The organism is Marivivens sp. ABH4_498 (assembly GCF_056160585.1).
Genome location: NZ_JBSWXL010000004.1, coordinates 42,394 through 62,066, shown reverse-complemented (window position 1 = coordinate 62,066; position 19,673 = coordinate 42,394). Strand labels below are relative to the sequence as shown.

The following is a 19,673-nucleotide window of genomic DNA, read 5'->3' as shown; positions in this document are numbered from 1 at the left end:
CGCACGGCACTTTGTTCCCCGCTAGGGGAAACGCCAGAGCGCAACGCATATTACGCTGCACGAAAGCACGTTCATGAGATCATCGAAATCCCGGTCGCGCGGTAAGAACCGCAACAATCGTCCTTCGGGCGGTAACATTATCAACCGCGTCTTTGACAGCTCCGGTCCGGACGGCAAAGTTCGTGGTACGCCGCAGCAGATCATTGATAAATACAACCAGCTACATCGCGACGCCCAATTGTCTGGCGACCGTGTGGCTGCGGAAAACTTTGCCCAGCACGCTGAACATTATCTGCGTCTTTTGGCCGAAGCCCAACGCGAAGTCGACAAAGCCCGCGAAGAGCAAGAAGAGGCCAACCGCCAACGTCAGGCCGAACGCGATCGCGAACGCGCCGAACGTTTGAAAGCCCAGGAAGAGGCCGCAAACGGCGCCGGTGAACAGCCCGACGTTGTAGAGGCTCCGGCAAATGAAAACGGCGATAGCGGTTTGGTAGAAACACCAGAAACCGCTGAAAAAAACGCCGCTCCGGCCGAAGAAAAGAAAAAACCAGCGCGCAAGCCGCGCGCACGTAAACCAAAGCCAAAGCCCGAAGCCGACGCACCCGCAAAACCTGCGGATGACAGCGCGGCTGCAGCGGAATAAAAGGAACCCGGTCGTCTATGACCGGGTTTTTTTATGGGATTAGGGTTTTGAAAATTAGCGTTACATCCGATGGTCAACCGCGGTGCTGGTGGTGCACGGCAACGGACAATTACATCGCCTATCATGATGACGACTGGGGATGGCCCGTGTCGGATGATCTAAAGCTGTTCGAAAAATTGACGTTGGAATCGTTTCAATCGGGCTTAAGCTGGCGGACGATTTTGGAAAAACGCGATGGGTTTCGGGCTGGTTTTGCCAATTTCGATTTCCACAAAATCGCACTGTTCGATGATCAAGACGTCGATCGGTTGCTACAAGACGCATCGATTGTGCGGCATCGCGGTAAAATCACAGCGACGATCAACAACGCGAAACTGGCGATAGCTGCGCAGCAGGCCCACGGATCGTTGGCGCGGTATTTGTGGTCATTTGCGGATCCAAACGATTTGGGGTCGGGGACCGAACAGCGCGGCACGTCGCCCGCGGCCCAAGCCATGTCCAAGCAAATGAAAAAAGACGGCTGGAAATTCTTTGGCCCGACCACGGCCTATGCGTTTATGCAGGCGGCAGGCATGGTGAATGATCACGTTACAGGGTGCATTCACCGCGATGCGGCTACCAAAGCGCAGGCCGAATTTAGCCTTTGATCGAACGGGCTAGGGCACAGAATTGTTCTAGTCCGATTTGTTCTGCGCGATCCGTGGGTTTGATACCAGCGGCGATCAGGTGATCTTCGATATCTGGGGCCGCGCCTTTTAGGGACGCGCGCAACATTTTGCGGCGCTGGTTGAACGCGGCAGCAACCACGCGCGATAAGGTCGCGGCGTCCGCAGGATAGCGCGGTTCTGGCAGTGCTTTTAGGTGGACAACGGCCGATGACACTTTGGGCGGCGGGGTAAACGCCTGCGGTGGCAGATCGATGACGATTTTCGCGTCCGTGCGCCATTGGGCCAAGATGGCCAGACGGCCGTATGCTTTGCTGCCTGGTTCGGCGACGATGCGCTGCGCGACCTCTTTTTGGAACATCAGGGTCAGGCTGTCCCAAAACGGCGGCCAGACGTCAGGCGTCAGCCAACGCACCAGCAATTCCGTGCCCACGTTATAGGGCAAGTTCGCGGCGATTTTGATCGGAGGCGTCAAATGTTCCAGAGGATTGATTTCCAACGCGTCACCATTGATGACCTGCAAACGGCCATCATAGGCATCGGAAATTTCTTGCAATGCGGGCAAACAACGGGCGTCTTTTTCGATGGCCAAAACGCGGCGCGCGCCTTCGGCCAATAGGCCACGCGTCAAACCGCCCGGACCGGGGCCAATTTCCAAAACATCTGAATTGGTCAAATCACCGGCCTGACGTGCGATTTTTGCGGTCAGATTTAAATCCAGCAAAAAGTTTTGTCCCAGCGATTTCTTTGCAGAAAGCTGATGGGTCGCGATCACGTCGCGTAGGGGCGGTAGATTATCGATACGGGCCATAGTGCCTTGTCTGCCGTTTTTTGTGCGTGGTCAAGCGCCGCGCTGCGTTCCCATTTTATGGGCCATTTTCAGGGCAGAAATCATCGAGGATGGGTTTGCAACCCCTTTGCCGGCGATATCAAACGCCGTCCCGTGATCGGGCGAAGTCCGCACAAAGGGTAAGCCCAAAGTGACGTTCACGCCGTTGTCGAAATCAAGCGTCTTGATCGGGATAAGGGCCTGATCGTGGTATCCACAAATCGCTGCGTCATAGGTTTGGCGGGCGCGGGCATGAAACATGGTATCGGCGGGCAGGGGGCCGCGTATATCGATGCCTTGCGCGGCTAAGGCTTCGACGGTTGGGTTCATCCAGTCCAATTCCTGCATGCCCATTTTCCCACCTTCGCCAGCGTGCGGGTTCAAACCAGCCACCACGATCCGAGGCTTGGAAATGCCGAAATCACGGCGCAATGCTGCGTGGGTGATCAAAACAGTGTCGGTCAGAACCGCAGCGGTAAAGGCGTTCGGCACATCTTCTAGTGCGATGTGAATGGTCGCGGGGACAACGCGCAAGGCGTCGCTTGCCAACATCATTACGACCTGATCGACGCCAGCCAAAGCCGCCAAAAATTCGGTGTGGCCCGGGTAGGTGAAACCAGCCCCGTCTGCCAATGCTTTTTTATGGATCGGCGCCGTGCAGATCGCGTGGCACTGGCCTGACTGAACCAAATTTACGCCTGTTTCGATGGAATCGATAACAGCGGCCGCATGCACGGGATTAGCCGTGCCGTGGGTTAATGGCGCGCCGAAATCTTTGGCCAAGACCGGAAAATATTCCTGCGAAACCGATGCGGCCTGTTCGGGTGTTTCAACGGCTTTCCACGGTGTGCCAGCGGGTAAATGGGACGGATCGCCAATCCATACCATCGGAAAATCGGATTTTAGCGCGGCCCATGCTTTGGCTGCGATTTCGGGCCCAATACCAGCGGGTTCACCGCAACTGATCGCAACGGTCATTTATACACAATCACCGCGTTGTCACGCAATTCGGCCAGCAGCGTATCGGCATATCCGTTCAAAATCTGACTGCGGACATTTGCAGTGATCGCATCACGATCGACGGTGCCAGCCGAGCGGTCACAAACCATGACGACGACAGCCGTTTGATTGCCATCGCGTGTCAGGCCCGTCGAAATCTCCGCTACATCCAAACGCGCAATTTCCAATGTGAGGTCATTGGCGATCTGCGATGGCGCAGCCGTGATCCGTTCGACAGTTGCACCCGCGAAAGCATTTGCGGCGGTATATAGATCGTCGCAGCGATCTACGTTTTGCGGGATTGCATCGATCATCGGGCGCAGTTCCGCAGTGTTCGGAAGCGACATCGTCGCATATTCGATCTGTGTCGGCGCAACAAACCCACCCGAGGATTCGCGGATCGACCGCAGTTGCAGAATAGCAATCGCACCATCCAGTTGCAGTGGCTGCGTGGTTTCACCCGGTTTCAGGTTTGACAAAAGGTTTTGCAAACCTTCGGGGAATTCGGTGATCGACCGCCATGGTAGACGCCCGCCATCTTCGCGGGTGCGGACAGCGGAATATTCAGCCGCCGCCGCCGAAAATTCGCTGATGGATCGAATTTGGCTAATGCGTTCGGCCAGCGCCATCGCTTCGGCCATTTGTTCGTCGGGGGCAGGGATGATGATTTCGGACAGCAGCACGCTTAGGCTGTTGGTCGCGCCTAATGTATTCGCAATTTCGGCGTCGATGTCTGAATCCGTGACGGTCAAATCCGAGGCATAGGTGCGGCGCACATAATCGCGCCACACGCTGTTGGCTTTGACGTAATCGCGCAAGGTTTCATACGACACACCTTGCGCAGCCAGCGCAGCCGTTAGTTCAGGCACATTGCGCCCTGTGCGGCCTGCGAATTCTTCGATCGCGGTGTTCAGGGCGTCGTCGGTGATTGTCAGGCCGCGAACATTCACAAAATCTAGGCGTAGGCGGTCATCAATCAGCTGTTCGCGCGCAATTGCGGCAAGGTCGCCGTTTGTGCCGAACAGGTCCAATAGGCGGGTACGCTGATCCAGTTCATAGGCTGTGATCGCGCTATCGTTTACGATAATCGCTGGGGAAAACAATCCTTGGGCCTGAACAGTGGCAGGCAGCGCCAAGGTTGCGACAAGAGCAAGCGATTTTAGCAATTTCATTTTCGCCTCGTTAATTTCGACAGGCCTGACGGGATGTGACCGAAGTCGCCCCCGTCCCGAAACCTGCCAGCCCGATCGTCAGGCTGTAATCTGTAGTCGGTTCTACAGTAGTTGAAGATGTATAACTGCGCGAGGCCGAAAGCTCGACTTCGACACATTCGTTACGCCAGCCGACGGATAGGCCTGCCTTGACCGGATCATTGGCGGCAACGTCATAGCGCCCATTTGCGCCGACAGACCAAATATCGTTGATTTGGTAATCGGCGCTGACGGCCCACTGAGAGATGTCGGCGTCGCGGCCTTCGTCTGTGTCCAGCGGCAGCCAAACGTAAGACGCCGAAAGATCCAGATAGTCACCGTCGGTTCCGATAAGTAGTTCAGATTTTTTCGCGGTTAGGTCGGTGTCGAACACAGCGCGGCCCAACACATACAGGCCGTCGTTCATGGAAAACTGACCAGCGGCCAGAATATCAGATGTGGCCCCCGACAGGCCCGATGATGACGAATAGGTCGCGGCGGTTTCCCGCACAATCTGGCCAATCACCACATGTGCGGTCCAATCATTGTTCGATGTGCGATGCCATGATCCGCCATAGGCGATTTGTGCCCCGTTTTCGATCCGGTCATCGCCAGGGAAACGCGACAGTTCGAACAGGTTGCTTTCGCTGAGTTCGGCGGACAGGCTGTCTTCGTTCGGGACGGTCGCGCCGTAATCTCCGGCCCAGCCAATCATCGCGATCGGTTCCAACAGATCGTGACCGCCCGATGCGTTTTGGCGCATCATTGGATATCGCAGCGTCACGGCAGCGGACGGGCTGATGCGGGTGCCGCCCTGATCGGGATCGTTTTCAATGACCCAGCTGTCGATCTGTAGCCCCAGATCCGCGTCGATCATCAAACCGCCAGAGGATATCCAGTTGCGGGACCAGTCGGCTGCGGTTCCGACCCGCAACACATCAGCGGCATTGCCAGCGTCATCGGTTCCAAACCTGAAATGCAGGTCGCTGTCCGCCGATAGGGTCAGGTTTCCACCGAACATGTCATGCTGTTTTTCGGTCGCAAACGACATGACCAAAGGCGGCAGGCTGCTAGAGTTTTCGCCGGCGATCGTCGATTGATAGATCGCGATTTCGCCAAAAGTGAACCCTGTGTCCGTATAGCGGTCGACCGTCACGTATGATTTCAGGCGGTCTTGGTCCGAATAATCATATTGGTTAAGGTAACTGATGTCGGACACACCTGTTGCCCCGAACCGCAGTTCATACCCGCGATCCAAATCGAAACGACCCACTAATTCGACGTACCCGCGCAGCGTATCGGGGACGATAGTGTCATCGCTGGTCGCCGCGTTGATCGTGATATCGCCGTTTGCGAATGCCTGTCGATATCGCGCCTCTAACGTTTTGGTTTCGGCGCTGATATAGGGCGTTAGCGTCAGGTCGCGGTGATCGCCAAGGCGGATGAAATATGGCATCTTAATGCCTGTTCCCAGCAGATCGTTTGATGAATAGCTAGGCACCAAAAAACCGGTTGCGCGTTCCAACGACGGGTCTGGCAATCGCATATACGGCAGCCAGAATATCGGAACACCCCGCACGCGCATCACGGCGTTTTCCAAATACAGCTGCTGTTCGTTTTCATCGTGGATGATACGATTGGCGCGGATTTCCCACAAAGGCGGACGATCATTGCAAATGTTGCACGATGTTGCCGCAACGCGCGACAATTGGGTCAAATCGCCCTGCGTCCGATCAATGCGCCCCGCGGTCAGTTGCAGCTGATTGTCCAGAACCATCCGCGCGCTTAGCAGTAGGCCCGTTTGTAACGTCGGGCTTAGCTGCGCCTGATCTGCTGTGAAAACATCACCGTTCGGGGTGCTGATATATATAGGCCCAGAGATATCCAATTGGTCGGTGGATTGCGTGTATGTAATCGCCGCCGCCCGCATGTGGGTGCCGTCGAACATCACTTCGACATTGCCGGTGGCTGATAGCTGTCCGTCCGCCGTCACAGTCACCTGATCTGCCAGCAGCGTCGCTGCCATTTGCGCATGAACGGGCAGGGGAAGAGATAGAATAATTGCTGTGATTAGGCGGCGCATTATCCGTCCTCCAAATGCAAAAGAACGCCTAACGCGATGCCGATTGCGCCAAACGGCGGCGCCCATGCGGATAACAACACTGGAATTTGCCCATTTTCGCCCAAGATAAGCGCAAAGTTTCGCAGGAAATACAACGTAAAGCTCAGCAAGATCGCATACATCACCATTAGGCCTGTGCGGCCTCCGCGTTGTGGGCGCATGGTAAAGGCGGCACCGATCATCACCATGGCAATCAGAAACAGCGGCTGCGCCAATTCCGATTGCAACCAAACCTGATGGCGTCTTGCGCTAAATCCAGCAGTTTGAAGCCGGTTGATGAAACCCGGCAAATCCCAGATCGGGATCGACGACGGTGTTCCGAAACTATCGCGAATTTGGTCCGCAGTCAGTGTGGACGGGATAGTGATGGTTTCGAAAAATTCAGCGGCGGTTTCTGGGTTATCCACGTCCTGCAACGGCCAAACTTTGGCGTTTGTGATGCGCCATTCGCCATTCGCCAATTGCGCATTTTGGGCGTCGATACGGCGTAGCGGGCCGCTACCCACCCCGAAAGTCAGGAAGGTCACGTTTGACAACGCCGTGCCGTCCAAATTGCTGCTGCCTGCGCGAATAACGGTTTGTGTTTCCTGCGATCCCTGACGCATCCATAGCCCGTCAGATGCCAAAGAAAACGATGTGTCTGTGCCTTTTAGGGCCGCCTCTCGGACTTCGTATTCGCGCGTGGTGGCTGCAACGATCGGGTTTAGTATGCCGATCACAGCAAGGCCCAAAGCAAAGGCCAGCAAACACGGCGCAACCAGCGCGCGCAATGCGGACCGACCCGCCGATCGCGTCACAACCAATTCAGACGTCCGCGCAAGGCCCAGAAACAGCCAAACAGTCGCGAGGATAATCAGCAGCGGGATGATGCGGTAAATGCCGACAGGCAAATTCAGCAGCGCCATGCCCAAAATTTGCGTAAACGTCGCGTCGACATTCTGAAATTCACGTAGCCGGTCAACGATTTCTACAAAGATCAAAATCAACCCAAAGATCGCAAAAACCGATCCCAAAGTGATCATAAAACGCCATGCAAAATAACGATGCAAAATCATGACAGCACCTGTCTTTTGCTGCGTTTGAACAGTGCCGGGTTTGCCGCAAGGACCAGCAACGCGAATGATACAGCCAATCCAAAGACGATAGGAATATAGGGCAGCAGCCAATTTTCCGGCTGTGTCCGCGCGGCGTTCGCGGCCATTGATTCAACGAATTTCACAGCAATCACCAAAAAGATCGCCAATACGACCTGTTTCCAGACGCCAAAACGGCTGAACCCGCCGACCAGCAATGATGCCGCGCCCAAAACCGCACCAACCAAAGCCAGCAAGGCGCCAGCGTTGCGGCTGTGTGCCTCCATCGCCAAAACGCCTGCGGTTTTGCCTGTGTCGGTCAGCACTTGGTCAGACGGGAACCATAGATCGATCGAATTGTAATGCGATATCCGCCGCGCTGTGTTCGTCGATGTCGTAATCAGGTCGCCCAGATCATAGGCAAAATCATCAAAGGTCGTGACCATCAAACGGTTGGTCGCGTAGTCCAACGTTTGCGCCTGACCTTCGACCATGATCAATTGCGGGCCATTGTCGGTGCGAATAAGATAGGCTTTGGTCGCGGTGTAGGTCACCTCTTGGGTTTCTGAACGGGTGTCCGATAGGAACAGATCGACCAATTCGCCGTTACGGGTCACTTCGCGAATGTAGACGGTCAAATCATCCGTCGGGGTCTGAAACTGACCTTCGACCAATAGACGCGCGGTGATGTTTTGACTAATTTCTGCATTGCGGATGCGCATTGTGTAGGCGGCTTCGGGCACCAGAAAGTGGCTGACGGCCATGGTCAGCATGGTGATGATGATCCCGAAAAACACAGCGGGCCGCACCATACGGAATGGCGAAAACCCTGTGCCCTGCATCACGACCAATTCGCTGTCCGATGTCAGGCGGTTCGTGACATATACGGCTGCCGCGAACGCCGCCAAAGGTAGGACGATCTGGATAACGCTGGGCAATGACAGTGCGGTCAATTCCAACACAACGCGCGCCGACTGCCCATCCGAAATCAGGCGATCAAACAGCGTCACCGCCGCGCGGATCCAGTACACCATCACCAGCACGAGAGAGAAAAAGCCGAACACGGTCAGTAATTGCGACAGCAAATATCTGTCGAAACGTGGCACTGCATTCCCCCGAATGTGAAATTGGTTTTAACTGGCAGGACGCTAGCCGATTTGAACGGGGGATTGAACCGCATTCTGGTCATTCTAGCTGTCGCAGGCTACCAATTGCCGAAACGATCCAACAAGGAGACACTTATGACCACCCCCGTATCAATCGAATTTGCCAATTTTTCGCTGGAAAACATCGCGGAAATCGCAGGCAGAGTGGTCATTTTCGTCACCGAGGATGGAAAATTGGACCAATCGGCCCGCAAGGTGAACAGCCTGACGAAAAAAGCGGTCGAACGCCTGGTTGATTCTGATGGTTTTGAAAAAATGGGGTCGGGCGATGTGACCACATTGGCCTATCCGGCTGGCGTTGCCGCTGACGCTGTGCTGGTGGTCAAATTGCCGCGCCGTCCTTCGCAATCAGAGGCCCGCAAGGCTGGCGCGTCGATCGCCAAGGTGATGGGATCGGGCAATGTGACCCTATTGGCAGCACAAGTTTTCAAAGCCGAAGAAATCGCATTCGGTCTGGCCATGCGCGCCTATGCCTACACGGAATGTAAATCCAGCGACGCGCCTGAATACGGAACCATTTCGGTCATGGTCAAAGACGTGGATGCGGCGAAAGAAACCTATGCTCCGCTGTCTGCCGTCGTCGAAGGTGTGTTCTTTACCCGCGACCTGACCAGCGCACCTGCGAATGTTTTGACGACGACCACGTTTGCTGAAAAACTACAAGACCTCAGTAATTTGGGTATCGAAGTTGAAGTATTGGAAGAGCCCCAATTGGAAGAATTGGGAATGGGGTCTCTTTTGTGTGTTGGGCAAGGGTCCGATAGCCCGTCGAAAGTCGTCGTGATGAAATGGAACGGCGGCGGTGATGAGGCACCATTTGCGTTCGTCGGCAAAGGTGTGGTGTTTGACACTGGCGGCATCAGCCTGAAACCTGCCGCCGGCATGGAAGATATGACCATGGATATGGGCGGCGCGGGTGTTGTGTCGGGCGTGATGAAAACACTGGCCCTGCGCAAGGCCAAAGCGAATGTGGTCGGTCTGGTGGGTCTTGTCGAAAATATGCCGTCAGGTAATGCAACGCGCCCGGGCGACATCGTGAAATCGATGAAAGGTGACACGATCGAGGTCATCAACACCGATGCCGAAGGCCGTTTGGTTCTGGCGGATGTTCTTTGGTACACGCAAGAACGGTTCAACCCGTCGGGCATCGTCAATTTGGCGACCCTGACGGGCGCAATTATCATCGCGTTGGGCAATGAACACGCAGGCGTCTTTTCCAATGATGATACGCTTGCGGCCAATGTGGTTGGATCGGCTGCGGCTGAAGGCGAAGGTGCATGGCGCATGCCGATGGGCCCAGCCTATGACAAACTGATCAAATCGGACAAAGCGGATATGAAAAACACCGGCGGCCGTGCAGGTGGATCGATCACTGCGGCGCAGTTCTTGAAACGGTTCATCAAAGACGACATGCCATGGGCGCACATTGATATCGCTGGCACGGCTGATACCAAATCGGAAACGGCTCTTGCGCCGAAAGGGGCGACAGGTTGGGGCGTGATGGCGTTGAACCGATTGATCGCTGACAAATACGAAGCGTAACCATGGGCGCCGCGTATTTTTATCATCTGACCGAAGACAGCCTTGAACGCGCTTTGCCTATATTGCTGGGCAAAGCGCTAGAGGCGGGTTGGCGTGTTGAACTGCGCGGCACCGATCCTGATCGGTTGGCCCGACTGGATGTCGAACTATGGAAAGGCGCAGGCCCAACGTTTTTGCCGCATGGCATGTCGGGCGGTCCGCATGACGCAGATCAGCCCATTTTGCTGACGACCGCGGCAAATCGCGCGAATAACCCGTCCTGCATCGTGTCGGTTCATGGTGCAGTCCTCACCGCCGAAGAGGTCGCATCGGCCGAACGCGCGATGGTCGTGTTTGACGGCCATGACGGCGATGCGGTTCAAATTGCCCGTAACGCATGGAAACAGTTGACCGGCGCGGGAACCACTGCGCAATATTGGGCCCAAGAGGGGGGGCGCTGGACCAAAAAAGCAGAAACTGGGTAATTCATACGTAGGGGAATATCAGGTGGACGGATATCATGCTGGCGGATGCCAGTGCGGCCGCGTGCGCTATCGCATTACAAATTTAATGGACAACGGACACGCTTGTTTTTGTCGTATGTGCCAAAAAGCCACCGGTTCGCTGGTTGCGTTTTGGGTGTCTTGTCCCGTGAGCAATGTGATCTGGACCCGCAACCTACCCGAAGTTTTCAACAGTTCTGACGTGGCAGAGCGATCATTCTGCCGTGATTGCGGAACAACGCTCGCCTTTCGGCGCGAAGGTCGGCCCCATCTATCGATCAGCATTGCGTCACTGGATAAACCTGACGCGGTTAAATTGAAATTTGTATGGGGCGTCGAAAGCCGGACCGAACATTTCGATATGTTGGATACGGTGCCCGGCCACAAAAGCGATATGGATTTCATCACAACTGAACAGGCGATCGCAACGTCGCACCAACATCCCGATCACGAAACATAGTCAGCGCGTAAGCACCAAACGGTTCTGACTGATTTCAATTTTTTGAAATCGGTTCAGATAGGACATCCCCAAAAGTGATCCGTTCATTTCGCCGCCATTGACGACGGCGCGGATGTTTTTGTCGGTCACATCATCAACCTGCATAGACTGGATCGTAACGGGCGCCGTGCGCACGATGCCATTCGCGGTCGAGGCCGATCCGATATACCGTAATTTCGCCACATCGATGCCCGCGCGTTTTGCGTCCGCTTGGGTCAGGACGATATGGCTGGCGCCTGTATCGACGACAAATTCAATCGGGGTGCCGTTGACGTTCGCGGTTAGGTAATAATGCCCATCGCGCTGCATGGTCAGTTCAATCCTGCCGTCATCCAGCACTGTCTGGTTTTGACTGGAAAGGATCAAATCACCTTGTAGGGCGGCGATCCCGAAGCTGACACCCGCAAAGATGACAACCCATAGACCTGCCTGCCGCAACACATGGCCCATGCGGCCACCCGATCGCATCAACAACGATCCCAAAATGACGGCCAGCAACAGCCCAAGGTACAAAAGGCGCATTTTGTCGTAACTATCCATGCGCAATAGATAGGTGTTAAGGGGCCAAACCAAAAGACCGCAAACCGTCCAATATGAATTGGATGGCCAGTGCGGCCAGCAGCATGCCCAAAATTCGGGTGACCACGTTGACACCAACGCGCCCCAACAACCGTTCCAGCGGGATCGCGACCAGGAACATCACGAACACCATCAGCAAAACGGCGGATAAAACACCAAACACCGACGCGTAGTCGAATACACTGGCTGCTTCTTCGGTGAGTAGGATGATGGTCGCGATGGCGCCGGGGCCGGCGATTAACGGAATCGCGATTGGGAAAACGGATGGATCGTCGATGTGGTCTTCGGCGGCATCGTCGGTATGACCCTGACGGCGTGTCTGGCGTTTTTGAAACAGCATTTCCAGCGCGGTCAGAAACAACAAAATACCGCCCGCGATACGGAATGCCGGCATAGAAATGCCCACAAATTCCAACAAAGATTCACCGACAAACGCAAACACGACCAAAATAGCCAGCGCGATCAAACACGCACGAATGGCGATCCCGCGGCGCTGCGCTGCGGTTTGGCCGTGGGTTAGGGCCACGAACAAAGGCGCAAGGCCGATCGGGTCGATGATCACGAATAGGGTCGTGAAGGCGGTAATCAGTTCAGTCATGGCGACGTGCTAGCCGATATTTGACCATCTGGCAAACTATCCGTTTTCAGCCTGTTCCAATTTATCCAATGCCTCCATCCACAATTCTTCGGCGCGTTCTGTGGCATCGACGGCTTCGGCGTATTTGCGGTTAAGTTTTTCCAGTTTGTCGGCGCTGGCATCTTCGTACAGGGCAGGGTCCGCCAGTTCGGTTGCGACGCGTTCACGAATTTCATTGATCTTTTCAATGCGGTCTTCGCATTTGCGAACTTCGGCCCGCAGGGCAAGGATCGTGTTGCGGTCGGCCTTTTGTGGTTTCGGCTTTTCGACCTTTGGTTTGTCGGCGGGTTTGTCCGATTGCAGTAATAGTGCGCGATAGGCCGCCAGATCGTCGTCATAGGGCGCAACGCGGCCGTCTTTGACCAGCCACAGGCGGTCGGCGACCATCGACAATAGGTGCATGTCGTGGCTGACAAGGATCACAGCGCCCGAATATTCGGTCAGCGCTTCGACCAATGCTTCGCGGCTTTCGATGTCTAGGTGGTTGGTCGGTTCGTCCAAAATCAACAGATGCGGCGAATCCAAGGTCGCCAGCAGCAGCGACAGACGCGCCTTTTGACCGCCCGACAAACGGCCGACTTCGGTTTCGGCTTGGGCGGCCATCAGGCCAAAGCCCGCCAATTTCGCCCGCAGTTTGGATTGGTGCAGTTCGGGCAATTCGCGCTGAAGGTGCTGCAATGGCGTTTCTTCGACGCGCAGTTCGTCCACCTGATGCTGGGCAAAGAACCCGATGCGCAGTTTCGAACTGCTGTGTTTGTCGCCATCCATCAGGTCCAAACGGTCGGACAGCAATTTTGACAGCGTCGATTTGCCTTCGCCGTTGCGGCCCAACAGCGCGATGCGGTCGTCCTGATCGATACGCAGGTTCAGGTGCCGCAGGATCGGTTTGCCGTCGTAACCCACGCTGCCGCCTTCGACGCGGATGATAGGCGGGGACAGTGGTTCGGGCGATGGAAAGGTGAAAACGGTGCGCGCGGCGTCTTCGGGCACGCGGATGGTTTCCATTTTTTCCAACATCTTAACGCGGGATTGCGCCTGTTTGGCCTTGGTCGCTTTGGCTTTGAACCGGTCGACAAAGGATTGCAGATGGGCGCGGCGTGCGTCCTGTTTTTTGGCTGCTTGCATCAGAACCGCGCGTTGTTCGGCGCGCTGTTTGGCAAAGCTGTCATAGGGGCCAGTGTAATAGGTCAGCGACTGGTTTTCCAAATGCAGGATACCCGTGACCGACCGGTTCAACAGTTCGCGGTCGTGGCTGACGATCAGCACGGTGTGCGGATATTTCGTCAGATAGTTTTCCAGCCACAGCGCGCCTTCGAGGTCCAGATAGTTGGTCGGTTCGTCCAATAGCAGCAGATCAGGTTCGGAAAACAGAACGGCAGCCAATGCGACGCGCATCCGCCAGCCACCCGAAAAGGCCGAGCATGGCATTTGCTGTTCTTCGTCGGTGAACCCCAGACCCTTTAGGATCGTGCTGGCGCGGCGTTCGGCGCTCCATGCGTCGATATCGGCAAGGCGGGTTTGAATATCGGCGATGCGGGTTGGATCGGTGGCGGTTTGCGATTCTGCCATCAGCGACGCGCGTTCGGTATCTGCGGCCAAAACGGTGTCGATCAGGGATACTTCGTTTCCTGGTACCTCTTGGCTGACGCCGCCAATTTTCCAACCGTTGGGCAGGGTGATGTCGCCCGTGTCCAGATGCAGGTCGCCCCGTATCAGTTTGAAAAGAGTGGTTTTTCCCGTACCATTTCGGCCCACTAGGCCGACCTTGTGGCCGGTGGGAATTACAGCAGAGGCGTGGTCAATCAGAACACGACCCTCGATCGAATAACTGATGTCATCAAGGCGTAGCATAGATGCGTCATTGCCTGATGACGCTGCTTGCGTCAATCGCGGCTTTTCTTATGCGCTAACACGTGCTAGGGCAGCGCCAAATTCAATCCGCCCCAATGGGGCCGCTGTTAAAAAGAGGCTAAGATGGCTGTAGAACGCACTCTGTCGATCATCAAACCAGACGCAACCGAACGCAACCTGACCGGTGCTATCGTTGCAAAATTCGAAGAAGCTGGCCTGCGCATCGTCGCATCCAAGCGTATTCACCTGACCCCAGCACAAGCTGGTCAGTTCTACGCTGTTCACGCAGAGCGCCCATTCTACGGCGAACTGTGCGAATTCATGGCATCCGCACCAGTTGTTGTTCAGGTTCTGGAAGGCGAAGGCGCAATCGCGAAAAACCGCGAAGTTATGGGCGCAACCAACCCAGCAGACGCAGCACCAGGCACCATCCGCGCAGAATTCGCGAAATCGGTTGGCGAAAACTCGGTTCACGGTTCGGACGCACCAGAAACCGCTGCAGAAGAAATCGCTTTCTTCTTCTCGGGTCTGGAACTGGTTGGCTAATTCGCCATTTCGGTTATTCAACGGTAAAGCCCGCGCTAGTGCGCGGGCTTTGCTGTTTTTAAAGGCTGCAGCGACTATGCGAGCCCCATGTCTGACAGGAATTTTTGCAATTCCGTGCCGGGGCGGGATGTGTCCGAAGCGATCAAAGCATCGAACCGTGTGCGAAACGCATCTTTTTCTTTGCCCTTACAGTCGTTCCAAGGGCGCCCCTGCAGCGCCATGTGCAGGGCGTAATAGCCGATGAAATGTGGGCGTGTGCCTGCAGCGATCATGCGTTGATACGCTGCATCTGCGCCCAGATCGCGCAGGTCTTGCGCAGAATGAATACCCGCGCGTTCCAGTTCGGCTGCGACTGCAGGACCGATGCCTTTGATGGATTGAAGTGTCATTGTGCGGCGCGATGATCGATTGGTTCGGACGTGGTTTCGGTGTTGGGTTGGTGGCTTTCTAGGAACTTCATCAATGCATTGGCGTCAAGCGGTTTGGACATGACCGTTGATGCGCCGGCCAATTCAAAGCGCCGCATATCATCACCGACAACGGCAGCTGTTAGGCCGATAATCGGACGATCGAAACCTTGGCTCCGCAAGGTTTGCGTGAGTTCGTCGCCCGACATTTCCGGCATAAAGAGGTCAGTGATCACGAGGTCTGGCGGGTCTTTGTCGATCAGATCCAACGCGGCGCGTCCCGAGGTGGCAACCTCGACGCGGCCCATGAGTTTACGCAGGCGCGCGCTGGTGACTTCGGCGACCAGAGGGTTGTCTTCGGCCAGAACAACGTAAAGAGAGCTAAAGTCGACATCGGCGACATGGGTTTGTTTTTGCGCCTGTATCTGTTGCTGAGAGGCAAGGGGTTCGGGCAAGCGCACATGGTATCCTGCGCCGCCTTCGGGGGCCGGGAAATACCGGACATCCCCGCCCAAAAGCTGAATCGAGGTGCGGACGATATAAAGGCCCAGACCCGATCCGTCCGGCCGATTGCGGGCGTCACTGCCGCCGCGTTGAAACGGTTGAAACAGGCGTTCGACTTCGTCATCGGGGATGCCGATACCGTCGTCAGTGACGGCCCACATGCCCATGCGTTGACCATCTGTGCCGTCTAGACCTGCGCGGTAGCTAAGGGTGATCGTTGAACACCGCGAATGGATGATCGCGTTTTTGATAAGATTGCCCAAAACTTGTTTAATGCGCACATTGTCGCCCAAAACGGTTTCTTCGGCGCCGTCACCCAATCGCAGTTGGATTTGCACTTTGGCGGATTGGGCCTGCATTTCGAATGTGTTGCGAATGGATTCCGCCACATCTGTCGGTCTAAACGGTTGAATGTTGACGGGCAGGTTTTTTTCGGGGTTCACCGCCTGACGCATGTCGGTCAGAACGCCAAGCAACTGATCGGTTGCTTCGCGAAGGCGGTGATGCGTGTGGCTGACGTCGGTGTTTTCATCATCCAGATCGTCAATCAGCATCGAAATGACCGATGCTGGGGTTCGTAGTTCGTGGCTGATAATCGAAAACATCTGTTTTTGTTGGTCCTGGCGGATCGACAATTCTGCCAATGTTTCTTTTAGCGCGCGTTCCTGCAGGTGTTCGCCCGTGACGTCGACGACCAGCCCATAGACGACAGGCGAATTTTCAACAGATCGTTCGTACCACAAAAACAAACGGATCACGCGGCTGTTGTTCGATTTGGGGACCTCACGCAAGCGGGCCAAAAGGGTGGTGGTTTCGCCTGGGCGGTAAAACATCAAGCGGCGCAATTCTTTTTGTTCTCGAGGGCCGAATTTCCGCATCATGGCCGCGACATCGAACTGGGTCGGAACGCCCAGCATGCGCTGTGTTACGGGGTCGACGCTGACCAACCTGTTTCGAATGTCGACCGAAAAAATCCCCACGCCCGCATAGTTGCGAACGGTGTTCAGTCGGCGGATCGAATTGGTTTGGCGGTTCTCATTATGCATGAGGTGACTGCGCATCGCCAAAATCGCAACGATAATCGCAAGCCCAATGATGCAATAGGTTTCTATGATCTGATCTAATTCTGATTCATATGGCCCAACGTCTACAAAGGTGCCCGATAACATGATGTAGACCAATATGCCTGACATGAGCGTCGGCACCACGAGCCGCACGGGCAGGGCGACCGTCAGAACAGCCGATAGCACGATTGGATCCAGCATTTCATGAACGCCAAATCCCCAGCCTTGCAATGTGTCTAGGACCGCATACAGCAGCGTAAACGGCATTGCCCAAACCAGATCCAGAGGGCGCGGGAATTGTAGTACGCCCAATAGAAAAATAGAGGCCACAACACCGCCGTATGCGCAGCGGATTAACGCGGTGTGCAAAAAGGTTTCGTTGATACCCAGCGCGATTGACGATTGCGGGAAATAATGTGTGGTCAATGCGTGGAAAACCATCACCACCGCGACGGCTACGATGGTAAACAACATCCCCGTAAAGGTCGAAACGACCAAGTCCAGCGTATGCGCGTCGGATGTTGTCGCGTAACGGGTTAGAAAAAACCGCCCCAAGCCGCCAGTGATGAGCCCGATTGACAAATTTCCGATGAGCGCAATTAGTATGATCGTCGGCGTATAAACGCCGTTTATGACTGCGGACAAAGACAGACTGGGAATGATCGCCTGCAGCAGAAATATTGCGGTGAACGCAAGCGTTGGGATCATGATCAGCTTTGTCGGATAGATTAGTGTCCCCAGAACAATCATGAACAGCCCGACGTGGGGCATATAGGCCAGTGCCAGTTCTGTCGGGTTTTCCATGCCTGTGCTGACAGTCAGAATAAGAACCCAAACCAGTCCGGTGATCAGGTATATTATCGTGTGTCTATACGGGAACTTACGGATATTCTGCCGAAGGGCGTAGATCTGCGACCCTTCTAGATCTTGGAATAATACCGCGTCTCTGGAGGCGTCCGAATAGTTAGGGCCGATGCGTTGGCTTGTTCGTGTTGATGACATCAAAAGCGACCCTGTAACCTGAAACAAGTCATGGCAATTTCGCTTAGCGTAAATCAACCCAAGCGCAACGCAAACTCCACGTTGGAGTATACGAATTATCCATACGTATAGTTTCGGGCGTTTTGTGCGGATTGGTCAATGAAAATATGACCCTGTACCAGCATGCGGTTCTGTCACGCAAATTTGGGCGCTGGGTTGGTTGAAAAATTTATCATTTGGGAAATTTTTAACGAATTTCATATTTGCTGTGGTTAAAAAATGGGCGCGAAATGTGGAGGTGATTAATTTTTGACCTGATGCGCGCGACTTTTCAAAAAAAGCTGCCAATTTCTTGCGCATCTGGGAACGTTTACAGCAATCTCTGGTCGAGCGGTAAACGCCGCTTTAACCGCCGCACGAGGGGCCATCCTGGCAGATCATCCCCCCGCGCGACAACAGCAACAAGCTGAGACATCGTTATAACCCGATAACGGGAAATGGCCAAAGGCCAAGTTGCGCGATGTCTCATACAGGGGACGTATTTTATGTTTAAGAAAACTTTGCTGCCTGCACTTTCCACCGCAGCGGTCATTGCTGGCGCCAGCACTGCTTTCGCTCAAGACTGCACCATCAAAGTTGGTGTTCTGCACTCGTTGTCCGGCACCATGGCCATTTCGGAAACCACGCTGAAAGACACCATGCTGATGCTGGTCGAAGGCCAGAACGCTGCTGGCGGCCTGCTGGGCTGTGAATTGGAAGCGGTCGTTGTTGACCCTGCATCCGACTGGCCGCTGTTCGCAGAAAAAGCACGCGAACTGATCTCGGTTCACGAAGTCGACGTCATTTTCGGCAACTGGACATCGGTATCGCGTAAATCGGTTCTGCCAGTTCTGGAAGAGCTGAACGGCCTGCTGTTCTACCCAGTTCAGTACGAAGGCGAAGAATCGTCGCGCAACGTGTTCTACACCGGTGCTGCGCCGAACCAGCAGGCGATCCCTGCGGTTGACTATTTCCTAGAAGAGCTGGGCGTCGAAAAATTCGCGCTGCTGGGCACCGACTATGTGTACCCACGTACCACCAACAACATTCTAGAAGCCTACCTGATGGACAACGGCATTGCTGCCGAAGACATCTTTGTGAACTACACCCCATTCGGTCATTCGGACTGGGCAACCATCGTGTCTGATGTTGTGGCTCTGGGTGCAGACGGCAAACAGGTTGGCGTTGTGTCCACCATCAACGGTGACGCAAACATCGGTTTCTACAAAGAACTGGCAGCGCAGGGTGTATCGGCTGAAGACATCCCAGTCGTTGCATTCTCGGTCGGCGAAGAAGAACTGTCGGGTCTGGATACCACCAACCTTGTCGGTCACTTGGCTGCTTGGAACTACTTCATGTCGGCTGAAACCGAAGCCAACGCTGAATTCATCGCTGCATGGCACGAATTCATCGGCGACGAAGCGCGCGTCACCAACGACCCAATGGAAGCGCACTACATCGGCTTTAACATGTGGGTGAACGCGGTTGCGGAAACCGGCACCACCGATATCGACACCGTTATCGCAGCGCTGCCTGGCCAAGAGTTCCCGAACCTGACCGGCGGTACCGCAGTTATGCTGCCAAACCACCACCTGTCGAAACCAGTTCTGATCGGTGAAATTCTGGAAGATGGTCAATTCGACATCATCAGCCAAACCACCGAAGTTCCAGGCGATGCTTGGACCGACTACCTGCCTGAATCGGCTGTTCTGGTATCCGACTGGGTCGAACTGGAATGCGGTATGTACAACACTGAAACTGAAACCTGTGTTCAGCTGACGTCGAACTACTAATCGTTTGATACCCGGGCCGGGGGACCATCCTCCGGCCCATTTTTTTGACTACCCCCATAAGG

At 55.0% G+C, this 19,673-nt stretch carries 18 protein-coding genes; 7 read left to right on the top strand and 11 right to left on the bottom strand.

Annotation, left to right across the window (positions count from 1 at the left end):
* The first annotated feature begins 73 nt into the window (after positions 1-73).
* Positions 74-643: a DUF4167 domain-containing protein gene (locus ACXAGA_RS10445; protein ID WP_475117418.1), complete on the top strand. Its 570-nt coding sequence runs from the start codon at positions 74-76 to the stop codon at positions 641-643.
* Positions 644-690: 47 nt separating this feature from the next.
* The gene (locus ACXAGA_RS10440; protein ID WP_475117417.1) at positions 691-1,290 is read left to right on the top strand and encodes a DNA-3-methyladenine glycosylase I; all 600 of its coding nucleotides are present in this window, start codon (positions 691-693) and stop codon (positions 1,288-1,290) included.
* On the opposite strand, the gene rsmA is transcribed toward ACXAGA_RS10440, so the two are convergent.
* From rsmA to lptF, 6 genes are read right to left on the bottom strand one after another with little or no spacing between them, the layout of a single operon-like run.
* The gene (gene rsmA / locus ACXAGA_RS10435) at positions 1,280-2,119 is read right to left on the bottom strand and encodes a 16S rRNA (adenine(1518)-N(6)/adenine(1519)-N(6))-dimethyltransferase RsmA (RefSeq protein ID WP_475117416.1); all 840 of its coding nucleotides are present in this window, start codon (positions 2,117-2,119) and stop codon (positions 1,280-1,282) included. The genes ACXAGA_RS10440 and rsmA overlap by 11 nt on opposite strands.
* A gap of 30 nt (positions 2,120-2,149) precedes the next feature.
* Complete coding sequence (pdxA, locus tag ACXAGA_RS10430) at positions 2,150-3,115, bottom strand: 4-hydroxythreonine-4-phosphate dehydrogenase PdxA (protein ID WP_475117415.1); 966 nt, start codon at positions 3,113-3,115, stop codon at positions 2,150-2,152.
* Positions 3,112-4,308 (bottom strand): peptidylprolyl isomerase, encoded by a 1,197-nt coding sequence (locus ACXAGA_RS10425; protein ID WP_475117414.1) that lies wholly within the window; start codon positions 4,306-4,308, stop codon positions 3,112-3,114. Before ACXAGA_RS10425 ends, pdxA begins: the two co-directional genes overlap by 4 nt.
* A 10-nt stretch (positions 4,309-4,318) precedes the next feature.
* The gene (locus ACXAGA_RS10420; RefSeq protein WP_475117413.1) at positions 4,319-6,409 is read right to left on the bottom strand and encodes an LPS-assembly protein LptD; all 2,091 of its coding nucleotides are present in this window, start codon (positions 6,407-6,409) and stop codon (positions 4,319-4,321) included.
* Complete coding sequence (gene lptG / locus ACXAGA_RS10415; protein WP_475117412.1) at positions 6,409-7,503, bottom strand: LPS export ABC transporter permease LptG; 1,095 nt, start codon at positions 7,501-7,503, stop codon at positions 6,409-6,411. The genes ACXAGA_RS10420 and lptG overlap by 1 nt, the downstream gene beginning before the upstream one ends.
* On the bottom strand, positions 7,500-8,627 hold the full coding sequence (gene lptF / locus ACXAGA_RS10410) for an LPS export ABC transporter permease LptF (protein WP_475117411.1): 1,128 nt from the start codon (positions 8,625-8,627) through the stop codon (positions 7,500-7,502). Before lptF ends, lptG begins: the two co-directional genes overlap by 4 nt.
* A 135-nt stretch (positions 8,628-8,762) precedes the next feature.
* Between lptF and ACXAGA_RS10405 the strand changes: the two genes are divergently transcribed.
* The 3 genes from ACXAGA_RS10405 to ACXAGA_RS10395 are packed head-to-tail and all read left to right on the top strand — an operon-like array spanning position 8,763 to position 11,171.
* The gene (locus ACXAGA_RS10405) at positions 8,763-10,229 is read left to right on the top strand and encodes a leucyl aminopeptidase (protein WP_475117410.1); all 1,467 of its coding nucleotides are present in this window, start codon (positions 8,763-8,765) and stop codon (positions 10,227-10,229) included.
* 2 nt (positions 10,230-10,231) lie between these two features.
* On the top strand, positions 10,232-10,693 hold the full coding sequence (locus tag ACXAGA_RS10400; RefSeq protein WP_475117409.1) for a DNA polymerase III subunit chi: 462 nt from the start codon (positions 10,232-10,234) through the stop codon (positions 10,691-10,693).
* 22 nt (positions 10,694-10,715) lie between these two features.
* Positions 10,716-11,171, top strand: a complete 456-nt coding sequence (locus tag ACXAGA_RS10395) for a GFA family protein (protein WP_475117408.1) — start codon at positions 10,716-10,718, stop codon at positions 11,169-11,171.
* Here ACXAGA_RS10395 and ACXAGA_RS10390 read toward each other — a convergent pair whose 3' ends face one another.
* The 3 genes from ACXAGA_RS10390 to ACXAGA_RS10380 are packed head-to-tail and all read right to left on the bottom strand — an operon-like array spanning position 11,172 to position 14,277.
* Complete coding sequence (locus tag ACXAGA_RS10390; protein WP_475117407.1) at positions 11,172-11,732, bottom strand: retropepsin-like aspartic protease family protein; 561 nt, start codon at positions 11,730-11,732, stop codon at positions 11,172-11,174.
* Positions 11,733-11,766: 34 nt separating this feature from the next.
* Complete coding sequence (locus ACXAGA_RS10385) at positions 11,767-12,387, bottom strand: MarC family protein (RefSeq protein ID WP_475117406.1); 621 nt, start codon at positions 12,385-12,387, stop codon at positions 11,767-11,769.
* Positions 12,388-12,423: 36 nt separating this feature from the next.
* A complete protein-coding gene (locus tag ACXAGA_RS10380) occupies positions 12,424-14,277 on the bottom strand; it encodes an ABC-F family ATP-binding cassette domain-containing protein (protein WP_475117405.1) in 1,854 nt (617 codons plus the stop codon).
* A 123-nt stretch (positions 14,278-14,400) separates the two neighbouring features.
* Between ACXAGA_RS10380 and ndk the strand changes: the two genes are divergently transcribed.
* Positions 14,401-14,823, top strand: coding sequence for a nucleoside-diphosphate kinase (gene ndk, locus ACXAGA_RS10375; protein ID WP_475117404.1), 423 nt, complete (start codon positions 14,401-14,403; stop codon positions 14,821-14,823).
* A 74-nt stretch (positions 14,824-14,897) separates the two neighbouring features.
* Here the strand turns inward: ndk and ACXAGA_RS10370 are convergent, their stop codons facing one another.
* Together ACXAGA_RS10370 and ACXAGA_RS10365 are read right to left on the bottom strand one after the other, a co-directional pair.
* Entirely contained in the window at positions 14,898-15,212 is a 315-nt protein-coding gene (locus tag ACXAGA_RS10370) for a TfoX/Sxy family protein (protein ID WP_475117403.1), read from the bottom strand.
* The gene (locus tag ACXAGA_RS10365) at positions 15,209-17,602 is read right to left on the bottom strand and encodes a hybrid sensor histidine kinase/response regulator (RefSeq protein ID WP_475117402.1); all 2,394 of its coding nucleotides are present in this window, start codon (positions 17,600-17,602) and stop codon (positions 15,209-15,211) included. Before ACXAGA_RS10365 ends, ACXAGA_RS10370 begins: the two co-directional genes overlap by 4 nt.
* Positions 17,603-18,324: 722 nt before the next feature.
* On the opposite strand from ACXAGA_RS10365, the gene urtA reads away from it, so the two are divergent.
* Entirely contained in the window at positions 18,325-19,611 is a 1,287-nt protein-coding gene (gene urtA, locus ACXAGA_RS10360; protein WP_475117401.1) for an urea ABC transporter substrate-binding protein, read from the top strand.
* Positions 19,612-19,673: the final 62 nt, after the last annotated feature.